This window comes from Micromonospora yongxingensis, from assembly GCF_052601155.1.
The window spans coordinates 109323-125998 of record NZ_JBQXEO010000005.1; the positions used below are offsets into that span (position 1 = coordinate 109323).

11 protein-coding genes are annotated in these 16676 nt (G+C 69.6%); 2 read left to right on the forward strand and 9 right to left on the reverse strand.

The window, feature by feature from the left end; genetic code table 11:
• The first annotated feature begins 189 nt into the window (after positions 1 to 189).
• On the forward strand, positions 190 to 2112 hold the full coding sequence (locus ACTWLT_RS09185) for a Na+/H+ antiporter NhaA (RefSeq protein WP_445317920.1): 1923 nt from the start codon (positions 190 to 192) through the stop codon (positions 2110 to 2112).
• A gap of 106 nt (positions 2113 to 2218) precedes the next feature.
• Here ACTWLT_RS09185 and ACTWLT_RS09190 read toward each other — a convergent pair whose 3' ends face one another.
• From ACTWLT_RS09190 to ACTWLT_RS09220, 7 genes are all read right to left on the reverse strand, one after another.
• On the reverse strand, positions 2219 to 3388 hold the full coding sequence (locus ACTWLT_RS09190) for a hypothetical protein (protein WP_445317921.1): 1170 nt from the start codon (positions 3386 to 3388) through the stop codon (positions 2219 to 2221).
• Complete coding sequence (locus ACTWLT_RS09195; RefSeq protein ID WP_252418081.1) at positions 3385 to 3900, reverse strand: SigE family RNA polymerase sigma factor; 516 nt, start codon at positions 3898 to 3900, stop codon at positions 3385 to 3387. The genes ACTWLT_RS09190 and ACTWLT_RS09195 overlap by 4 nt, the downstream gene beginning before the upstream one ends.
• Positions 3901 to 4010: 110 nt before the next feature.
• Complete coding sequence (locus ACTWLT_RS09200; protein ID WP_445317922.1) at positions 4011 to 4403, reverse strand: YybH family protein; 393 nt, start codon at positions 4401 to 4403, stop codon at positions 4011 to 4013.
• A gap of 66 nt (positions 4404 to 4469) precedes the next feature.
• Positions 4470 to 5168, reverse strand: coding sequence for a VOC family protein (locus ACTWLT_RS09205; protein WP_445317923.1), 699 nt, complete (start codon positions 5166 to 5168; stop codon positions 4470 to 4472).
• Between the two features lie 110 nt (positions 5169 to 5278).
• Positions 5279 to 8281 (reverse strand): glycoside hydrolase family 95 protein, encoded by a 3003-nt coding sequence (locus tag ACTWLT_RS09210; RefSeq protein ID WP_445317924.1) that lies wholly within the window; start codon positions 8279 to 8281, stop codon positions 5279 to 5281.
• 30 nt (positions 8282 to 8311) lie between these two features.
• The gene (locus ACTWLT_RS09215) at positions 8312 to 8644 is read right to left on the reverse strand and encodes an L-rhamnose mutarotase (protein ID WP_445317925.1); all 333 of its coding nucleotides are present in this window, start codon (positions 8642 to 8644) and stop codon (positions 8312 to 8314) included.
• 191 nt (positions 8645 to 8835) lie between these two features.
• Positions 8836 to 10917, reverse strand: coding sequence for an RICIN domain-containing protein (locus tag ACTWLT_RS09220; RefSeq protein ID WP_445317926.1), 2082 nt, complete (start codon positions 10915 to 10917; stop codon positions 8836 to 8838).
• 800 nt (positions 10918 to 11717) lie between these two features.
• On the opposite strand from ACTWLT_RS09220, the gene ACTWLT_RS09225 reads away from it, so the two are divergent.
• Positions 11718 to 13235 carry a glycoside hydrolase family 27 protein gene (locus tag ACTWLT_RS09225; RefSeq protein ID WP_445318043.1) on the forward strand — a complete coding sequence of 506 codons (1518 nt, stop codon included), beginning with the start codon at positions 11718 to 11720 and terminating at the stop codon, positions 13233 to 13235.
• A 115-nt stretch (positions 13236 to 13350) separates the two neighbouring features.
• Here ACTWLT_RS09225 and ACTWLT_RS09230 read toward each other — a convergent pair whose 3' ends face one another.
• Both ACTWLT_RS09230 and ACTWLT_RS09235 read right to left on the reverse strand, forming a co-directional pair.
• A complete protein-coding gene (locus ACTWLT_RS09230; protein WP_445317927.1) occupies positions 13351 to 15738 on the reverse strand; it encodes an RICIN domain-containing protein in 2388 nt (795 codons plus the stop codon).
• An 81-nt stretch (positions 15739 to 15819) separates the two neighbouring features.
• Positions 15820 to 16671, reverse strand: a complete 852-nt coding sequence (locus ACTWLT_RS09235; RefSeq protein ID WP_445317928.1) for a sugar phosphate isomerase/epimerase family protein — start codon at positions 16669 to 16671, stop codon at positions 15820 to 15822.
• Positions 16672 to 16676 lie beyond the last annotated feature (5 nt).

Genomic DNA, 16676 nt, shown 5'->3' on the forward strand with positions numbered 1-16676 from the left:
CCGGCCAGAACGGTCTCGGAACGCAAAAGATTGATCGCAGACGCTATCACTTCACATTTATCGAACGGAACTTTTAAGTTCCTGAATGAAAGTCCCCCTGTTGGCCCCGGCCCCCTGCCGTCCTCTGCGGCGGGATCGATCTCGTGAATTCTGAGTCAGGTCACGAGCGGATCGAGAAGAATCGACCACGTGACGAGTGACAACCCCCACCGAGGGTGGTCCGGCCGGACCACCTGGGTTGGCCGGTTCAACGCCCAGCGGCGCTCGTTCCTGCACACCGAGACCGGCAGCGCACGGGTGGTGCTGGCCGCCGCGGTGGTCGCGCTCGTCTGGGCGAACCTCCACGTACTGTCGTACGAGTCGCTCTGGGGCACCTCCCTCTCCGTCCAGCTCGGCGACTGGCGCGTGACACATGACCTGCGTACCTGGGTCAACAGCGGCCTCATGACGTTCTTCTTCCTGGTCGCCGGGCTGGAGCTGCGCCGCGACTTCGACATCGGAGAGCTGCGGGACCGACGTCGGCTGACGTTGCCGACGTTGGCGGGGCTCGGCGGCATCCTCCTGCCGATCGCGATCTACCTCGCGTTCAACGCCGGTCAGACCACCGCCGCGGGCTGGGGCGCGGTGATGGCCACGGACACCGCACTCGCGCTCGGCGCCCTGGCCGTCTTCGGGCCACGGTTCTCGGACCGGTTGCGAGGTTTCCTGCTCACGGTCTCCGTCATCGACGACCTGGTCGCGATCGCGGTGCTGGCCATCGCCTACCCGGAGCATCCCTCGCCGCCGGCGCTGCTCGTCGCGGCGGGAATCTTCGCCGTCGTCCTGCTCGTCAGGGCGTGGGGCGTGCGGTACGGGCCGATCTACGCGCTGCTGGGGGTGGCGGCCTGGCTCGCCGTCTCGGAGTCCGGTGTCGACCCGATCGTGGTGGGTCTGGTGATGGGGCTGCTCACCTACGCTTACGCCCCCGGCCGCACCGAACTACAGCGGGCGAGCGACCTGTTCCGCCTCTTCCGGGAACAGCCCACCCCGCAGCTCGCCCGTTCGGCCCGGGTCGGGCTCGCCTCGACGCTGTCGCCGAACGACCGGTTGCAGAACCTCTACCACCCGTGGGCGAGCTACGTGATCGTGCCGCTCTTCGCGCTGGCGAACGTCGGGATCGTGATCGACGGCGAACTCCTGGCCAGGGCCGTGACCTCCCCGGTCACGCTGGGCGTCGTGGTGGCGTACGTCATCGGCAAGCCGCTCGGGATCGTGGCCACCTCGTGGCTGGTGGCACGGTTCAGCCACAACCGGCTCCGGCCACCGGTCGGCTGGGTCGCCGTCGCAGGGGTGGGCACGATCTCCGGCATCGGGTTCACCGTCGCCCTCCTGATCGCCACCCATGCGCTGCACGGCCCGGCCCTGGAGGAGACGAAGCTCGGCATCCTCGTCGCGACGGTCGCCTCGGCCGTCATCACCTGGCTGGTGTTCCGCCACGCCGCCCGACTGCCGGCGGCACGGCGTGCCCGTGCGCTGCTGGGCGCCGCCGAAGGGATCATCGACCTGATGGTTCCGGTCGATCCTGAGCGCGACCACATGCGCGGACCGCCCGAAGCTCCGGTGACGGTCGTGGAGTACGGGGACTTCGAGTGCCCCTACTGCGGGCAGGCCGAGCCGGTGGTCCGGGAGCTGCTGACCGACTTCGCCAACATCCGGTACGTGTGGCGGCACCTGCCTCTCACCGACGTCCACCCGCACGCCCAACTCGCCGCCGAGGTCGCCGAGGCGGCGGGCGAGCAGGGCGCGTTCTGGGAGATGCACGACCTGCTGCTCGACCACCAGGACGCGCTCAGTCCCGCCGATGTGCTCGGCTACGCCGAACAGCTCGGCCTGGATCTGGAGCGGTTCCGGGAGCGCCTCGCCGAGCGCGAGGGCGCCGAGCGGATCGCCGAGGACGTCGACTCGGCCGACCTCAGCGGCGTCACCGGCACCCCGACCTTCTTCATCAACGGCCGGCGTCACCACGGCGCGTACGACATCGCCGCGCTCTCCGCCGCCGTGAAGGCGGCCTTCGCCAGCGCGAAGCTTCGCCCCGCGTACCGTCGGGATCCCGGGCCCCGCCGGGAGGGCTGAGCGCCGAGCTGCCGGCGGTCTCGAAGCCGGCCTGGTGCCCGGCGCTCAGGGGCCTGCCGCCGATACGCGGGGTCGTGCCGAAACCCGGGGATCGGGCGCGCGACCTTCAGCGGCGGCAGTGCCACACCAGCGGCCGGTACACCTGGTTCTCGTAGACGGCACCGACCACGGTCAGACCGTCGTCGCTGATCCCGTTGGCCGTGTACGTGCCGGCCTCGGTCGCCCGGACCTCGGAGCGGCCCGGCAACCGGCGGGACGTGCCATCCGGGGCGACGACCAGCGGCGCACCGTCGCCGACCAGCAGGTCGCCGTTGCCGGCGATCCCGGTCGCACCCGGAAATGGCAGCAGGCTCACCGCACCGGTCGTGAGATTCCACCGCACCGGCAGCATCTGCACGGACCCGCCCTGCTGGGCGCCGGGAACCATGCCGATCGCCCAGTCGCCGTGCGCCGAGTCGACCGAGGCGCGCGGGTAGCCGTCGGGCACCGCCAGCGCCGCCCCGGCGCCCTGCGGCGTCCACCGGTAGGGCAACTGGCCCGTCGTGCCGACGATTGTGCCGTCCTCGGTGATCCCGGTCGCGGCGGATCCCGGCTGGCCGACCAGCCGGTACTCCTGCGGGCGGTTCGCCGACCACAGCACGGCGTGGTGCGAGTCGCCCGCTCCCCTGGCGGTGCCGGCGATGTCGCCCCGGCCGTTGATCGCGTGCACGAGAACCGCCTGGTAGCCGCGCGGGGTGGCCAGGGAACGCAGTTTCCCGTCCCGGTAGACCCAGCCGGTACCGTCGCCGTTGGTGCCGACCACGATGCCGCCAGCGTTGACCGCGGCCGCGTGCCGCGCGGTGGCAGGCAGTACACCCGCCCGGCCGTCGGTCCACAACACGACCCGCCCGTCCTCCTGCCCGGTGCCGATGTCGCCGACGATGTACCGCCCGGTGGGGTCGACGGCGTTCGCCACCGCGACCGGGCCGCTGATCGGCTGCGGCAACCACGACGCCTGGCAGGTGACCGGCGAGGGCGGGGCGGTCGACACGGTCCCGTGCGGTGACGCCGCGAGGGCCGGCGGGACCGGAGCCGGCCGGGTGGCCGCCCCGCCGAGCTGGGCGGCGCCCACGACGCCGAGCCCGGCCATCACCGTCACCGCGGCGATCCCGCCGACGCGGCGGCGCTGTCGGCGACGCCGGCCGTCGCGGACCGCCCGGCCAACATCGACCCTCGGCTCGGGAACCGACGCCGACTGCATCAGTGCGGCGATCCGCTGGTCGTCCAACGTGGTCATCTCGGGTTCCTCCCGGACATCTCGGTGACGTCGAGCACCTGGCGGACCGCCACCAGCGCCCGAGCCGTCTGCGACTTCACGTTGCCTTCGGAGCAGCCCATCGCGGCGGCCGTGTCGGCCAGCGACAGGTCGCACAGGAACCGCAGGACCAGTACGGTGCGTTGGCCGCGGGGCAGGTGGGCGAGAGCGGCGACCAGGCTGTCCCGCTCGGCCAGCTCGTCGTGCGGCGTGACCGGCGGGCGCTCCGGCACCGGCACCGACCCCAGCAGCCGGACCTTCGCCCAGCTCAACCGCTTCTCGTCGACGAGTTTGTGGACCAGCATCCGGTGCACGTACGCGTCGACGTTGTCGGCCCGACTGACCCGGCGCCAGTTCACGTACAACGCCGTGATCGTCTGCTGCACGACGTCGTCGGCCAGGTGGGCGTCGCCGCACATCAGGAACGCGGTCCGATGCAGGCTCGGCAGTCGCGCGGAGACGTACTCGACGAACTCACCCTCGGCATCAACCATCAGGCTCCCTCCTCCGCAAGCTCGACGGGTCCGGACGACCGTCAGGTTGCGTCAACGCCGAAGTTCGGCGGGATGGAGGAATGAGCTACATCGCTGGCGAACTCCTCAGGTCACGATCCGTCCGGAGGGTTGGCCGGCTGCTGTCCCGGCCAGAACGGCCACTCCTCGAACGACCGACAACGTCCGTCGTCGGCGAAGCGCATGATCCACAGGTCGCGGTACTCCTGCTCGACCGGGTCGCCGTAGCGGACCTCCAGGCGGACCACCGCGGTGTCGCCCTCGACCGCGACGATCTCCCTGCTCATCTGGAACACCTCGTCGGGACCCTTGCGCTGCGCCTCCCACATCCGGGCGATGGCCGGCAGGCCGACGACGGGCGTCCAGTACGGCCCCTGCTGGTAGCTCGCGTCCTCGGTGAAGAGCGTGACCAGCCCGTCCGTGCCCGGCGTCCGCCACGCCTGCTCGTAACCGGCGAGCCAATCGGTGACGTGCTTCCTGTCCATGGACATCACCTTGCCATTCGACGGACGGCATACGGCGGGAAACGAGGTCACCTCTGCCCGCCCGACTCACCTGACGCGGAACTCGTTGCCGTCCGGGTCTGCCAGCACGACTGCGCCGTTCTCACCGATATCGAGGCGAGTGGCCCCGAGGGAGATCAGCCCGTCCACCGCCGCCTGCCGGTCACCAGCGGCCGGGATGAGCTCGAAGCGTTGCCGGTTCGGCTCCCTCTTCGGGGCCACGGGTGGGCCTGCCCACGCGACCTTCGTGCCGCCGCGCGGTGACTGGATCGCGGTCTCCTCGTCCTGGTCCCACACCAACGGCCAGCCCAGCACCTTGCTCCAGAACAGGCCGACCTCCCGGGTGCCGTCGCAGGTGAGCTCACCGAGGAAGCCGCACCCGGCGAGGTAGGCGTTGCCGGGCTCGATCACGCAGAACTCGTAGCCCGCGGGGTCGGCCAGGACGACGTGCTCGTCCTCGGGGCGCTGCCCGACATCGAGGTGGCGGCCACCAAGTTCCAGCGCCGTCGCCACCGTGTGCTGCTGATCGTCAAGATCGGTGCTGGTCAGGTGCAGGTGCATGCGGTTCGCTCCGAGTTGGCCCGCGCGGCCCGGAACGAACCGAAGGGCGAGCTGTGCGTCCTCGCCCGGCAGAAGCGCACCGGCGGCATCCTCGACCACCTCCCGGCCGAGGAGAGCGGCCCAGAACTGCGCCGCACGAGCCGGGTCCTGCGCCTCGAAGGTCAGTGCCAGCAGTCGCGAACGCATCACCAGACGGTAGAGACCGCCCGGCGGGACAACAAGGCATTAACGAGTTCGCGCAGGACCAGGAGGTCGAGGGGCCGAGGTCCGCTTCGCTCTGGCGGGCCGCGACGTGGTCAGGCGCCAATCGCGATGGCGAAGATGTGCAGGGTTGGTACGCCGGACGCCGGGCGGTCGCTGATGTTGGGCAACTCGACGCGTACCACCTGCTTGTTCTGCAGTGCCACACCCACGTAGTAGACGCAGGCCGCGGTCGTGACCCGCTGGTTGCCGGGCCGGTTCTGGTACGCGGTCACGATGGCGGCGGTGCCGCCGGGATGTGGTCCGCCGTACCAGTCCGGCGTGCTGAGTGTGAACGTCTGGCGGGTGCCGTCCGCGTAGACCACCGCGGCGCTCCCCGACACGGCGCCGTAGGTGCCGGTGGCGAGGAAACCGAGGGTACGGCCGGTGCCGGTCAGGCTGATCGACTGTCCCGAGGCGATGGCGTTGTCGGCGGTGCCGGGGCTGACGTTCGGCCAGCGGAAGGTGACTCCGTTTCGGCTCACCGTGCTGCCCGGGGTGACGCCGGCCTGCGCCAGGGCCTGCGCGGAGAGCGAAGCCCCGTTGCCGTCGACGTTTCCGGCGTCGGTGTTGGTGTCGTTGGAGATACCGGCGTTGCTGAAACTCTGCTCCAGCGTCGGCGCGCTGGTGCCCGAACTGGTCGCCCGGTAGGTGCGCCCGGCCTGCACGGTGAGCTCGATGAGGTCGGTCTCGATCCGGGTGGTCCGCGCTGCCGTACCGTCGGCGGTGTCGACCACGGCGTAGGTGCCGGCGAAGAGCCGGCCGCGCAGGCGGACCGTACCGGCGCGGTCCGTCCGGATGAGGACCTCGCTGGCCTGTCCGCTGCTCCACGCGATGCCGACGGTGTGCCCACCCCGGGCCTTCAGGCCGCTCACCCGTCCGCTGGGCCAGGCAGCGGCCGGCAGCGCGGGCAGGATGTGCAGCTCGCCCGTGTGGCTCTGGAGCAGCATCTCCGCGATGCCGGCGGTGGCGCCGAAGTTGCCGTCGATCTGGAACGGCGGGTGCAGGTCGAACATGTTGGGCGCGAGCCGGGCGGGTGTGGCGAGGTAGCGGATCAGGTCGTGTGCCCGCTTGCCCTCCTCCATCCCGGCCCAGAAGTTGATTTTCCAGGCCAACGACCAGCCCGTGCCGTCGTCGCCGCGCAGCTCCAGCGTCCGCCGCGCGGCCTCGAACAGCTGCGGGGTGCCGCGCTTGGTGATCTGGTTGCTGGGGGCCAGCCCGTACAGGTGTGAGATGTGCCGGTGGGTCCGCTCGGTCTCCACCCAGTCGTGCAGCCACTCCTGGATGTTGCCCCGGGAGCCGATTTTCGTGGGCGCGAGCCGGTTCCGGGTGGCCCGGACCTGAGCTCGGAAGGTCGCGTCCACGTCGAGGATCTCGCTCGCTCGGGCGCAGCCGTCGAAGAGGTCCCGCAGGATCTGGTTGTCCATCGTGGGGCCGGCGCACACGCTGGCGTCCGCGTGGTGGGCGATCTCCGGCGAGTTGGATGGGTTGGTCACCAGGTAGCCGAGGGTCGGCTCGGTCACCAGGGTGTTGAGGAAGAACTGTGCGGCGCCCCTCATCGCGGGATAGTTGGCCCGCAGGAACTCGAGGTCGCCGTTGAACAGGTAGTGGTCCCAGATCATCGTGGCCAGCCAGGCGCCACCGGTCTGCCACATGCCCCAGAACGCGCCGTCCACCACCGAAGTGGCTCGCCACGCGTCGGTGTTGTGATGGGTGACCCAGCCACCAGCGGCGCCGTACTGCACCTGGGCGGTGCGGGTGCCGGCAACGGCGAGGTCCTTGATCATGTCGAACACCGGAGCGTGGCACTCCGGCAGGTTCGTCGTGTTGGCCAGCCAGTAGTTCATCGGCAGGTTGGCGTTGATCGTGTACTTCGAGTCCCACGCCGGGGTCAGCGAGTCGTTCCAGATGCCCTGCAGGTTGGCCGGCTGGGTGCCGGGCCGTGAGGACGAGATCAGCAGGTAGCGGCCGTACTGGAACAGCAGCGCGGAGAACTGCGGGTCGTTGACGGTGTTGTGCTGGGCGATCCGGACGTCGGTTGGCTGGTCGGCGGCGGAGGTGCGACCCAGGTCGAGGCTGACCCGGCCGAACAGTGCCTGGTAGTCGGCCACGTGCCGGCTGCGCAGCTGGTCGTAGCTGCTGGCACGGGCGGCGGTGAGGTGTCGCCGGGCGATGCCCTGGTAGTCGCCGCCGACGTTGCGGTAGTTGACGTAGCTGGAGCCGATGGACACCAACAGGGTCACGCTGGTGGCGTTGGTGACCCGCAGGGTGCCGCCGGAGCTGGACACCGTGCCGCCACTGACGGTGGCGTTGGCCAACGCGAGGAAGCGGACCGCGCCGGTGACGCCCTCCTGGTTGCCGGATATGCCGTCGAGGGAGATGGTGGTGCCGTCCGGGCTCGAGAGGGACGCTCGTTGCGGACTGTCGAACGTGGCGGTGAAGCTGATCGAGCCGGTGCGGTCGGCGGTCAGCCGCATCGCGATGACCTGGTCCGGCGCGCTGGCGAACACCTCACGTTGGTAGCGGACACCGTTCATCACGTACGTCACCGAGGTGGTCGCGGTGGTCAGGTCCAACTGCCGGTCGTACTGCGATGCGCCGCCCGAGGTGGGGAAGGTCAGCCGGAGGTTGCCGACGGTCTGGTAGGCCAGCTGTCCGACAGGATTGCCGAGCATGTTCTGGTTGATCAGGTCCTGCGCCTGGGTCCACTGGTTCGCGAAGACCAACCGCCGGATCTCCGCCAGGGCGCCCGCACCTCTGCTGTTACTGGGATCGTGCGGTCCGCCGGCCCAGACCGTGTCCTCGTTGAGCTGTAGTCGCTCCGTGTCGACGTTGCCGAACACCATCGCGCCGAGCCGACCGTTTCCGATCGGTAGCGCGCGGAGCCAGTCGGTGCCGGCGGCCTCGTCGTACCAGAGCGCGAGGTCGCCGGCGGCGAGCACCTGCGGTGGTGCTGCCGAGTCACCCCGGGCGACCGCGGTCCAGGGCAGCGGCAGCAGGGCGCCGCTCGCGCCGGCGGCGCCCATCCTGAGGGCCTGCCGTCGGGTCAGGTCTGACATCGATCCTCCAAAAAGATAGACATTGGTCGATCACGACGCCTCGCCCAGGTGCCAGACCTCCTGCATCGGCACCCACCAGTCCCCCGACCCGGGTTCGGCGAGCGACTCCTGACACGGGTCGGTCAGCTTCCACCACGCCCTCGTCTCCGGGTCGTCGGCGATCCGGCGCTGGTCGGCGGCGTGGTCCGCACCGACGTACTCGTAGTAGCCGAACAGCAGGTCGTCGTGGAGGAAGATGGTGAAGTTGCGGATGTTCGCCCGGCGCAGCGTCTGCTCGACGGCGGGCCAGACGGCGGCGTGGAGCCGCAGGTACGTGTCTCGATGGTCCGGCCGGAGCCGGATCACGCAGCCGTAACGTTGCACGTCACGTCCTCTCTGTGAGGGCTGTCTGACCATCACCGCTCGGCCCGCGCGGGAGTGGCTGGGCCCGGCGGCCGTCGGCGTCGGCCAGCAGGCCCCGGGGTGGGAGCGGTACGGCTGCTGCTCCGCTCCCGCCCCGCGCAGGTGCCGTCACCACACGGTGGTGCCCCTACGTACTCGGCTCGCGACCCACGTCACGGTGTCGCGAGGGTGAACCGGCGCACCGTCACCGCGCCGCCCAGCGCCTGGGTGGCGTAGTTGAAGATGCCGAACCGGTATCCCATGAAGAACTGCCAGGCGTTGTTGAGGGTCAGGGCGTTGCCGAGAGCGACGAAGGTGACACCGTCGGTGCTGTAGGAGAACCTCGCCTGGCGGCCCGTCCCCGGTCGGATGTCGGCGTTGGCCCGCAACCAGATCCGTCCGCCGGACACCGCGGCGCTGGCGATCTCCGTCCCGGTGCCGACGGTGTTCCAATTGGTGCCCATGGTCAGACCGTTGGTCATGACGACACGCGTGGTGCCGTTGTCGCGCCTGACGCCGATCCATGCCGAGGTGTCGCGCAACATCGCGAGACCGGCCCGGTCGCCGTCGCGCATCGTCGAGTAGTCCAACTCGATGGTGCCCGTCGAGGTCGGACCCTGGATCCGGTGGGTGACCGTGTTGCGGGCCCGGTAGAGGTCGTTGGTCACCGTCGCGGTCTGCAGACGCAGCCCGTTGTTGACCGACCAGCGGCTGTCGTCCGGGTTGTGGTTCCACTCGTACTGCGGGCCGAGGGTGGTGCCGGCGAAGGTGTCGGTGCCGGTCAGCGGCCTGACGGGACGCAGCGGAAGCGGGTTGGGGTAGTTGACGCCCCAGTTCCCGTTGACCGTATGCACCTGCGGCCAGCCGTCGCTGGTCCAGCTGATCGGCGCCAGCGTCGGCATCCGCCCGCCCGGGTACGCGTCGGTGAACGCCATGTAGTACCAGGCACCGGTCTGGGTCTGCACCAGGCCGCCCTGGTGGGGCACCCCACCGCCGGAGATCGGGCCCGGCATGTTGAGCAGGACCTGCCGCTGCTCGTACGGACCGAACGGGCCGTTGGTCGACTTGAGGACGTACTGGCCGTTGGCCGGGCGGGTGAGCCAGATGTAGTAGGCGCCGTTGCGCTTGTAGAAGCGGGCACCCTCCAGGGTGCCGATGCTCGACGGCGTCTGGTACACCTGCTGGGCCCGGACCTGCGTCCGCCCGTCGGCGGACAACTGCGCCACGCTGATCGTGCCGTTGCCGTACGCGACGTACATGGTGTCGTTGTCGTCGATCAGCATCCCGGCGTCGTAGTAGCAGTTGGGGATGGTGGTGTGCCGGCTCCAGGCGCCGTCGACGGTGGAGGCGGTGTAGATGTGCGTCTGGGCGAAGTCGATGCAGCCGGCCCAGTAGAAGGTGCGGTTGCTCGGCCGGTAGTTCAGCGTGGAGGCCCAGATGCCGTCGACGTACGCCTGGGCGCCGTTGGCCATGTCGTATTTCGTGCCGAAGTCCAGCCGGGGCACCGAGTGGCCGGCGAACTCCCAGTTCACCAGGTCCCACGAGCGCAGCACGGGAGCGCCGGGCGAGTAGTGCATGGTGGAGGCGGACATGTAGTAGACGTCGCCGACGCGGATGATGTCGACGTCGGCGAAGTCCTGCCAGACGACCGGGTTGGTGAAGGTGCCGCCGGGGTTGCCGGAGTCGCCGACCCGGACCAGTTGCCACTGCTGGTGGTTGCCGTTGAAGTCGTCGTACTGCACGACGTTGCCCCCGTCGGCGGTCGAGGCGTTCTGCACCTCCATGGCCTTGTTGGAGTTTCGATTGATCAACCGCACGTACCCGTCGGTCGAGTCGGCGAGCCGGAACTGCTGGTTGCTCCCGTTGTGATCGGCCCACTGCACGATTGCCGCACCGTTGGCCGTCGACGCGTTGGACACGTCGAGCACCTTGCCCGAGTGCCGCGACCTCAACCGGTGGTAGCCGTCACCGGAGTCGACGAACTGCCACTGCTGCCAGTTGCCGTCGTTACGCGACCACTGGGAGATCCGCGCCCCGTCGGCCGTGGCCATGTTGTACAGGTCCAACGCCTTACCGCTGTTGCGGTTCACCAACACGTACCAGGCGTTCGGGTCCACCGTCGCCGCTGACGCCGGAGTCGGGGACACGGCGACGAGGGTGCCCCCGATCAGCACCGCCACCACGGCCGCGGCGACGCGGGACAACCACCCGCGCCGCCCTGACACGGCCCAGGTGGGACCACCATTGGAAACCATGATCCTCCTTCGGGAGACAACCACGAACCGGAGTTGGTCGGGCGGACCCGTCATCGGGCGGCGGACGCCACCAGGTCTGATCCGCAGCGCAACGTGATCGTTCGACAGGTCGGTGCACCCCTGCCCAGGAGGCGCAGCCCGGACGACCCGTAAGGGATTGGTCTTCGGTCCGGCGGGCCGACGGCCAGCGTTCCGATCCATCGACTGTGAGCGATAACAAGCCGTTAGTCAAGGCGTAACACTCGGCCCAGAGCCGCAGCCCCATCGCACGGCCGGCGGCGCGCCGGCCCGGAGTTCCCGACCACACGGGTCGTGATCTGCGCCGATGGCGCCGTCCGCCTCTCCTGACCACGGCAGCACACACGCCAGCAGAGACATCACATGTTTCTGATTTACATAGGTGAATGTCAGCGATAACATCCCTGCAATCGTCCCGTCATCGCTGGACGGCAGCCACGGCTGGAGCCGACGGGTTGGCACCAGCGGGACGACCGACGCGACCAGAGCATCGTCGCCTCGGCTCTGCACGTGGCCAGGCGGGCCTCCCCACGACAACCTGCCGCCAGCACGGACGGGCACAACGACACCCGCCAACGGCCCAGCCGTTCCGACCAGTCACGGCACCGGCTACCGACGCCGGGCCGCAGTTCTCCGAGGAGGAACACGTGAACAGACGCAAGAGATGGACGACCGCCGTCCTGGGCGTCCTGGCGGTGGGGGTCGCGACCGCCTTCGCCGGCGGCCTCGTCACCCCGCAACCGGCGCAGGCGCTGAACAACGGCGTCGCCCGCACCCCGCCGATGGGCTGGAACACCTGGAACACGTTCGGCTGCTCCATCAACGAGACCCTCATCCGCCAGATGGCCGACTCGATCGTGAACAACGGCCTGCGCGATCTCGGGTACAAGTACGTCGTCGTCGACGACTGCTGGTTCAACCCCAACCGGGACGCGCAGGGCAACCTGCAGGCCCACCCGGAGCGGTTCCCGAGCGGAATGAAGGCGCTCGGCGACTACCTGCACGCGCGGGGCCTGCTGTTCGGCCTCTACCAGGGTCCACTGGGCCAGACCTGCGCCCAGTACTTCGACGCCTTTCCCGGCTCCACCGGGAGCCTGGGGCACGAGTACCAGGACGCCCGGCAGTTCGCCGCCTGGGGCGTGGACTACCTGAAGTACGACTGGTGCTCCCCCACCGGGACCATCAACGACCAGGTGGCGAGGTTCGGCATCATGCGCGACGCGCTCGCCGCCACCGGACGGCCGATCGTCTACAGCATCAACCCGAACAGCATCCACGAGAAGACCGGGCCGCAGCGCAACTGGAGCGACGTGGCGAACCTCTGGCGGACCACCGAGGACATCACCAACGCGTGGGACACCGGCCAGACCAACGGTTACCCGATGGGCATCCAGAACATCGTCAACGTCACCGCGCCGCTGGCCGGCTACGCCGCGCCGGGCGGGTTCAACGACCCGGACATGCTGGAGGTCGGCAACGGGGGGATGAACGACACGGAGATGCGCAGCCACTTCGCGCTGTGGTCGATCATGGCGGCGCCGCTCATGATGGGCAACGACCTGCGCTCGGCGAACGCGGCGACGTTGACGATCCTGAAGAACCAGAACCTGATCGCCATCAACCAGGACCCGCTCGGTCTCCAGGCCGTCCAGGTCTTCAACGACGGCACCCGGCGGATCCTGGCCAAGCGGCTGGCCAACGGTGACGTCGCCGTCGCCCTGTTCAACCAGGGTGGCTCCACCACGACGATCTCCACCACCGCCGCGGCGATCGGCAAGACCGGCAGCTCGTTCACGCTGCGGGACGCGTGGACCAACGCCACCTCCACGACGACCGGGGGCATCTCCGCGAGCGTCCCGGCACACGGCACCGTGGTGTACCGGGTCAGCGGCGGCGGCACCACCGACCCGCCGACGCCCACCACGTTCCGCCTCCGCAGCGAGTCGGCCGGGCGATGCCTCGACCTGGACAACTCCAACAGCGCCAACGGCACCGGCACGCTGATCTGGGACTGCCACGGCAACCCCAACCAGCAGATCAGCCAGAACGGCCAGACGCTGCGGATCCTCGGCAAGTGCCTGGACGTCCCCACCACCGCGACGAACGGCACCCGGGTCCAGATCTGGGACTGCAACGGGGGCACCAACCAGCAGTGGACGTTGAACGGCAACGGCACGGTCAGCAACGTGCGCTTCCCGTCGCTCTGCCTCGACGTCAACAACGGCGGCACGGCCAACGGCACGGCGGTGATCCTCTGGTCCTGCCACGGCAACACGAACCAGCGGTGGAGCCGGGCATGATCTCGGCCGCCGACCGCAGGCCGGCCGGGTGCAGGGCCTGAACGGAGCGAAGGTGGGCTGGGTGGTGGCGGTTCCCGTCACCACCCAGCCCTGACCGTCCGGGGAGGGTCCGGAGTCAGCTCCGCAGCTGCCACTGCTGGTTGGTGCCGCCGGTGCACGACCAGAGGATGAGCTTCGTGCCGTTCGCCGTCGCGGCGCCGTTCGCGTCCAGGCACAGACCCGACTGCACGCCCGTGATGGTGCCGTTGGCGTTGATGTTCCACTGCTGGTTGGCCTGGCCGTTGCAGTCCCAGATCACCACCGTGGTGCCGTTGGTGGTGCCCTGGCCGGAGGCGTCCAGGCACTTGGTGCCGTACACCATGAGCTGCCGACCGGCGGTGGAGGTCCACCGCTGGTTGGCGGTGCCGACGCAGTCCCAGATCTGGGCCTGCGTGCCGTTGGTCGTGCTGGATTCGCCGATCTCGGCGCACCGGCCGGACTGGACGCCGACGATCTGCACGTTCTGCGGGTTGGTGCCGCCGCTCTGGACACCGGCGGCGTTCATCACCGCCTGCGCGCCCGACGGCCAACTGCCGCCCGCGACCGTGACGTTGCCGGAGACGACGTTGCCGCGGTCGCCGTTGGTCACGTTCGTGCTGCCGTTGGTCGACCAGTTGTTGGTGACGGTGAAGTTGCCCATGTTCTCCGCGTACCAGTAGTTCGCGGTGGCCCAGGTGCCGGTGGAGGAGAAGACGTTGTTGCGGGCGGTGTAGTAACGCGAGCCCTCGTCGAAGTAGAGCCCGAACCAGCCGTTGGTCCGCAGGCAGTAGTTCTCGTTGACGGTCCCACCCGGGTTCGCCGACAGCGTGTAGATGCACCCGCCGTCGGTCATCTGCTGCATGACGTCGTGGACGTAGTTGCCGATGACCTGGTTGTTGGCCGCGGTGGTCGCCGTGGTGTAGCGCGGCTGGTAGTTGTACAGGCCCCGGTTCGCGTAGTGCTGGCTGCCGCCCGCGTCGTTGGCGCCCCAGCCGTAGCCGACCGACAGGCCGGTGTACGGCATGTTGTAGACCTCGTTGTACGAAACCGTCGCCGTGTTCACGTAGGTGGTCAGGATCGAGACCACGCCCCGGTACTCCAGGCCGAGATCGTGCACCCGGTTGTTGCTGATGGTGATGTTGCGGTTGACCATCCGCTGGTCACTGGGGTGGTGGGCGTCGGCGCGCACGCCGCCGACCACCACGCCGCCGGCGGAGTTGCGGGCGATCTCGGAGCGGGTGACGGTGATGTTGCTGGCGCCCAGGCCGACACCGCTGGCGTGGGCGTTGGCGTCGTTGCCGATGCCGATCGCGGTCTGCCCGAGGTTGACGAACTGGGAGTCGCTGAAGGTGATGGTGTTGGCCGCGGAGACCTGCACGGCGGCGGGCATCTGGTTCCAGTTGGGCCGGGTGGCCTCGAACTGGGGGCAGCCGGCCTGGCAGGAGGTCAGCGCGTCGGCCGGCCGAGACCAGGTGCCGGTGATGTGGGCGCCGGTCTGCTGGTCGGCGAAGCCGTTGCTGCTGCTGGGGCCGAGCCAGCTGGTGCCCGTGAAGGTGATGCCGCTGAACGAGATGTGGTGCGCGGGGGCGTCGTAGGTGCCCCCGATGTTGACGAGGGACTGCAGCTGCGGCAACTCCACACTCACGGTGCTCATGTTCTGGCCGGCGAGCGGGATGTAGTTGAGCTGGCCGTTACCCGGGTTCAGATACCACTCCCCCGCCGAGTCCAGGAACTCGTACGCGTTGGTCAGGTAGAAGGGGCCGGCGCGGTGCGGGCTGGAGAGGGTGTCGAACCCGAAGGTGTTGTTGTTCCACGCGGGCTGCTGCATCGTCAGGAAGTTTCCGCTGATGCTCTGCACCGGCGAGTACCGGTCGGTGAACGAGCCGACGCTCTCCACCTCGACCCGGTTCTGGTTGCCGAGGTTGTTCAGGTAGCTGAGCGCGCTGTTGCTGAATCGCATGCCGGACGTGGTGAAGGTGAAGTCGGAGCGGTTCACGGCGGTTCGGGCCCGCGTGGCGACGGCCCCGTTGACGTAGAGCTGGCGGGAGTCGAGCCCGGCGCCGACGTTGGCACGCCAGATGTTCTTCCCGGAGTCGACGAGCGACCAACCGCTGACCGCCCGGGCGCCGGTGATCGTCGGACGTGCGCCGGCGGCCGCCCGCCAGATCACCTGATAGCCGTTGTTGCCCGAGTCGGCCGCGGTCAATCGCATCGGCGACGAGAGCCGGTACGCGCCGTTGGCCAACTCCACGACGATGTCACCGGACATCGCGCTGTTGAGCGCCCGCACCGCGGTCTGGGCGGCGCTCAGCGAACACGGTTGGCTGGCGGAACAACTGGTGCCGGTGCCGGAGGGAGACGCGTAGAGGGTGGTGGTGGCCGCGAGGGCCGGGGACGCCGAGGCGGTCACCGCGACCAGGGCGGTGACCACTGTCGCGGCGGCGCCGGCCAGCAGCCGGCGCAGCGACGAAAGAGACGAGGACACGGGACGGTGCTCCTGCCGTGAGAACGGGGTGCGGGTGGCGGAACGGCCTCGACCAGCGCGGGGGGTGGCGGGTCGGGGCGGTCATCCGAGGATCTCCCGGAGATAGCGCAGGCCGTCCGTGGCGAGACGGTCCTGCGAGGGGGCCAACGGACGCCAGATCGCCGCGGCGGTCGCGATGGTCTCGTTCTCCGCCGTGAACGACTCGATGCAGATCGCGCCCTGGTAGCCGGTGTTCCCCAGGGCGGTGAAGAAGCGGGGCCAGTCGAAGTGGTCCGCGCCGGGAGCGCCGCGGTTGGTGCCGCTGACCTGGACGTGCTTGATGTGCCGGCCGGCGACGGAGAGGGCCGCGTAGGGGTCGGCCTCCTCGATGTTCATGTGATAGGTATCGATCATGATGCCGACGTTCGAGGGCAGACCGTCGATCAGCTCGACGGTCTGCTCCATCGTGTTGACGACACTCGTCTCGTAGCGGTTCAGCGCCTCGACACCGATGCTCACGCCCTGCTCGCCGGCGTGCTCGGCCACCGGCGACAGGGCGCGCCGGAAGTCCGCGTAGCAGGCCGCGCGAGCCGTTGGCGACATCCGCCACGTGCGGCCCACGGACGCGTACACGGGGCCGCCGACGCACGGCGCGCCGACGGCCGCCGCGCTCGCGACGCATCCCATGAGGTACGCCACGGTCGACTCGACCACCGTCGGCGCGGCGTCCACCAGGTCCCGGCCGGGCGGGGTGACCGCGCAGACGCCGGCAGCGGCGAGGCCGTGCGCCGCCAGCAGGTCCCGGGTACGGATTGGGTCCCAGTCGCCGGGCTGCTCGATCGGCAGTTCGACCGCGTCGAAGCCCATCGAGGCGATCCGCGGGATCAACTCGGCCAGGGCCTTGTCGTCGACTGGCGAGGCCCACACCCAGGGGTTGACGCCGATGGCGTACATCAGGA